6 protein-coding genes are annotated in these 3,565 nt (G+C 58.7%); 4 read left to right on the top strand and 2 right to left on the bottom strand.

What is annotated here, in order from left to right; genetic code table 11:
* The 4 genes from CW742_RS08910 to CW742_RS08895 all read left to right on the top strand — a co-directional run.
* The coding region (locus tag CW742_RS08910; RefSeq protein ID WP_292419344.1) for a HAMP domain-containing sensor histidine kinase at nucleotides 1-651 on the top strand (651 nt) is incomplete at its 5' end.
* Entirely contained in the window at nucleotides 648-1,040 is a 393-nt protein-coding gene (locus tag CW742_RS08905; protein WP_292419340.1) for a response regulator, read from the top strand. The genes CW742_RS08910 and CW742_RS08905, both read left to right, overlap by 4 nt.
* A complete protein-coding gene (locus CW742_RS08900) occupies nucleotides 1,037-2,293 on the top strand; it encodes an ATP-binding protein (RefSeq protein ID WP_292419337.1) in 1,257 nt (418 codons plus the stop codon). The genes CW742_RS08905 and CW742_RS08900 overlap by 4 nt, the downstream gene beginning before the upstream one ends.
* Before the next feature lie 113 nt (nucleotides 2,294-2,406).
* A complete protein-coding gene (locus tag CW742_RS08895) occupies nucleotides 2,407-2,694 on the top strand; it encodes a hypothetical protein (RefSeq protein ID WP_292419333.1) in 288 nt (95 codons plus the stop codon).
* A 19-nt stretch (nucleotides 2,695-2,713) separates the two neighbouring features.
* Here CW742_RS08895 and CW742_RS08890 read toward each other — a convergent pair whose 3' ends face one another.
* Both CW742_RS08890 and CW742_RS08885 read right to left on the bottom strand, forming a co-directional pair.
* Nucleotides 2,714-2,929: a type II toxin-antitoxin system HicB family antitoxin gene (locus CW742_RS08890; protein WP_292419330.1), complete on the bottom strand. Its 216-nt coding sequence runs from the start codon at nucleotides 2,927-2,929 to the stop codon at nucleotides 2,714-2,716.
* A gap of 96 nt (nucleotides 2,930-3,025) precedes the next feature.
* The gene (locus CW742_RS08885; protein ID WP_292419347.1) at nucleotides 3,026-3,388 is read right to left on the bottom strand and encodes a PIN domain-containing protein; all 363 of its coding nucleotides are present in this window, start codon (nucleotides 3,386-3,388) and stop codon (nucleotides 3,026-3,028) included.
* Between the last annotated feature and the right edge of the window lie 177 nt (nucleotides 3,389-3,565).

Below are 3,565 nucleotides of genomic sequence, written 5' to 3'. Positions count from 1 at the left end.
CGGACCCACGGAACTCGCGTTCACGGGTGCGCGGGCGAGAGCGAACAGGGGGTGTCCGGGCGGCTCAATACGTGGCGGAACAACCACCTAGCAATGGGTCCTGGGAGCGAAGAGCACCTGCTCGCCCTGATCAACGATGTCCGGGACATCTCGAAGCTCGCGGCCGGGCAGCTGAACGTCGCAGCCTCGCCCGTGGAGAGCCGCCCGCTGAGTGAAAAGGCCGTGCGCACCGTGAGGCCGCTTGCCGACGGAAAAACTCTTTCGCTGGATCTGGAGATCGCCCCGGAGGCAGGTACGGTGATCGCGGACAGCCGGCGCGTCGAGCAGGTGCTCTTGAACCTCCTCTCCAATGCCATCAAGTTCACAGAACAGGGCTCGGTCCGCGTCCGCTGCACGGTTGAGGGGCCGTGGGTCCGCATCGGTGTCACGGATACGGGGATCGGGATAGAAAAAGAATACCGGGAGCGGCTCTTTAAGCCGTTCACGCAGATCGAGACCGGTCTTGCCCGGAAGTACGAGGGAACCGGCCTCGGGCTCTCGATCTCAAAGCGGCTCGTCACCCTGATGGGAGGAGAGATCACGGTCGAGAGTGAGCCGGGCCGGGGGAGCACCTTCTCCTTCACCCTTCCCCGGGAGCGGAGTGGATCATGACGGTACGCGCGCTGTATATCGAGGACAATGACCAGAACTTCTACCTTGTGAACTTCATCCTGGTTGCTCAAGGCTGGACGGTTATCCGGGCAAACAATGGCAGGGAAGGAATTGACCTTGCAGCAAAGGAGGTGCCGGACCTCATCCTGCTTGACATCCAGCTGCCGGTGATGGACGGGTATGCCACCGCACGGGAGCTGCGAAAACTCCCGGGCCTCATAAAAACGCCGATTATCGCCGTCACGTCCTATGCCATGGCAGGCGACCGCGAGAAGGCGCTTGCCGCCGGGTGCACCGGGTATATCGAGAAGCCCATCAACCCCAAGACATTCACAGGGGAGGTACGCCAGTACCTGCCTCCCGGAAGCGCAGGGGGTAACGGGTCATGACAAGGGTCCTTATCGCAGACGACAATCCAAAGAACCTCTACCTGCTCGAAGCCATCCTGAAGGGCAGCGGGTACGACGTGGTACCGGCGAAAAACGGCGCCGAGGCCCTTGCCCGTGCACGGGAAGCACCCCCGGACCTGATCGTCACCGATATCCTGATGCCGGTGATGGACGGGTTCGAGCTCTGCCGGCAGTGGAGGGCGGATGCCCTGTTAAAAACCATCCCGTTCATCTTCTACACGGCCACCTACACCGATCCAAAAGACGAAGCGTTCGCATTGGGCCTCGGGGCCGACCGGTTCCTGACAAAGCCGCAGAAGCCGGATGTGCTGCTCCATGAGATCCGGGACGTCCTTGCCGGGAACGGAGGCAAACCACAAGGCGCCAAAGGGCCGGAGGGACGCAACGAGATGGAGGTGCTGCGACAGTACAACGAGGTACTCTTCCGCAAGCTCGACAAGAAGATCCAGGAACTCGAGACCGAGATCGCCGAGCGGAAAAATGCCGAGCAGCAGCGGGAACTGGTGATCCGTGCACTCGAACACAAGAACGACGAGCTTGCCCGGTTCACGTACACCGTCTCGCACGAACTCAAAAACCCCCTCATCACCATCCAGGGCTTTGCCGGGATGATCGAAGACGAGCTTGCCCGGGGCGCCCCGGAACCTGCCCGGCTCACGGAGCATACGAAACGGATCTCCGCTGCCGTGGACACGCTGGCATCGCTCCTCGCCGACCTCCTCAAGCTCTCCCGGGCGGGACAGAGCACCTACCAGATGGCCCCGGTTCCCGTGCGCACGGTTATTGACGAGGCCATCGCCCTCCTTTCTCACTGCCTTGCAGAGCACCATGTCCAGATCGAGATCGCACCTGACCTTCCGGTTGTTCCGGCCGACCACGCCCGCCTGCGGGAGGTCTTCTTGAACCTGATCGAGAACGCCGTCAAGTTCCGCGGGAGCCAGGAGAACCTCATCATCACGATCGGCACGGAGCAGGCCGCCGGGGGCAGGGCCTTTTTTGTCCGGGACAACGGGAGCGGTATCGAGCGCGCCTACCTGGGCCGGATCTTCAACCTGTTTGAAAAACTGGACGCGGATACGCCGGGCACCGGGGTCGGCCTTGCCATCGTGAAGCGCATTATCGAAGTGCATGGCGGGAAGATTTGGGCGGAGTCGGAAGGCCCGGGAACGGGGACAACGTTCTGGTTCACCCTGCCGGTGCGGAACCCGGGCACGCTTCCGGAAGTCCCGTGAGAGGTTGCTGTTCATCCGGCTGGAAAATTTTCGCCCCTTTTTTTCCATCTTCTTTTCCCTTATATCCCCGCAGGCACGAACCCTGTGGTGATAGTCCGGAACAGTCCGGGACCGTGAGCCACCATGACACGAACAGCAGTACTTCCCCGATGGCACGGGAAGACAACACCACGAACCCCACACACCGCGTCCCCTGGCGGTGCACCCTTCCACCCCATTCCTCCTCCCCTCTTCTGCGGGAGAACGGGTGCATGGGCAGTTTCGCTCACACCTGCCGGTTCGACCCGGGCATTCGGGGGTGTGCCATGAGAAGAGAGCCGTTCTTCTGGATCATCTCGGCCTGGTGGGTCGTCTTCCTGCTCTGCCTTGTGGGGGTTTTTGGCGGGAGTGCTGCGGGGTAAGAGAGGGGAGGTTGTTTCACTAATTCCGGGCCACTGCATCAACCTCTGTCTCGGAGATCAACTGGATCCTCATTACCTCTCCTCTGCGGATCTCATCCTCGAAATGAAGACCGACTGCTTCACGGGTATTCTCCATCAGCTCGTCAAGGGTCTTGCCCTGGGTGAAGATATCGACACCCAGAGCCTTTCCGCACCAGAATCCTTCTTCGGCATAGACTTCGAATCTGACAAGCATGAGGATGCACCCGGGGTTATGTTGTGTATAGTGTTCCATGGTTGCCGATAATCTCATATGAGCATTCCATGAACACTGCGGATTATTCTTGAAAAATTACCGGAACAGAACTCCAGGTTCAACCCGGCCTTTTTCTGTCCGGTCAAAGTCCCGGTCAAAACTCACGATACTGAGATTATGCTTTTCCGCTGCGGCATACTGGTAGGCATCATCAAAATCAAGATGATACTTCATGGCGCAATGAACAATCCGGGAATAATCCACCGGATCCAGGGTGGTGACCCGGATACCGCTGGCAAGGATATCCCCGTCAATAAATTTCTGGAATTCCTTTGGTTTTCGTTCCCGCAGATAGATTACCCCGAGAGTATGCAGGGCGAAATCGGTAACATGCAAAGACGGGAGATCGGCCCGGTTAAAAAATGCCTTCACTTCCTCCACACGCGAGCGGCGGAGTATGTATCTCGAAGCCCTAAAAGGGGCTTCTCAAGTAGTGCGAATAAATCCGCACTACATCCAGGAAGATGTTTGTATCAAGAAGATACATCATTCAATCCCGCCATTCATTGGCCTTGTGCTGGAGATCGACCGATGAATAATGAGATCCAATCTCCTCAAGTGAGCCTTCGGCAACAC

The sequence above is a fragment of the Methanoregula sp. genome (assembly GCF_002835825.1).
GTDB lineage: Archaea > Halobacteriota > Methanomicrobia > Methanomicrobiales > Methanospirillaceae > Methanoregula.
The sequence above is the reverse complement of the archived record's forward strand: the minus strand, read 5'-3'. Positions and strand labels throughout refer to the sequence as shown.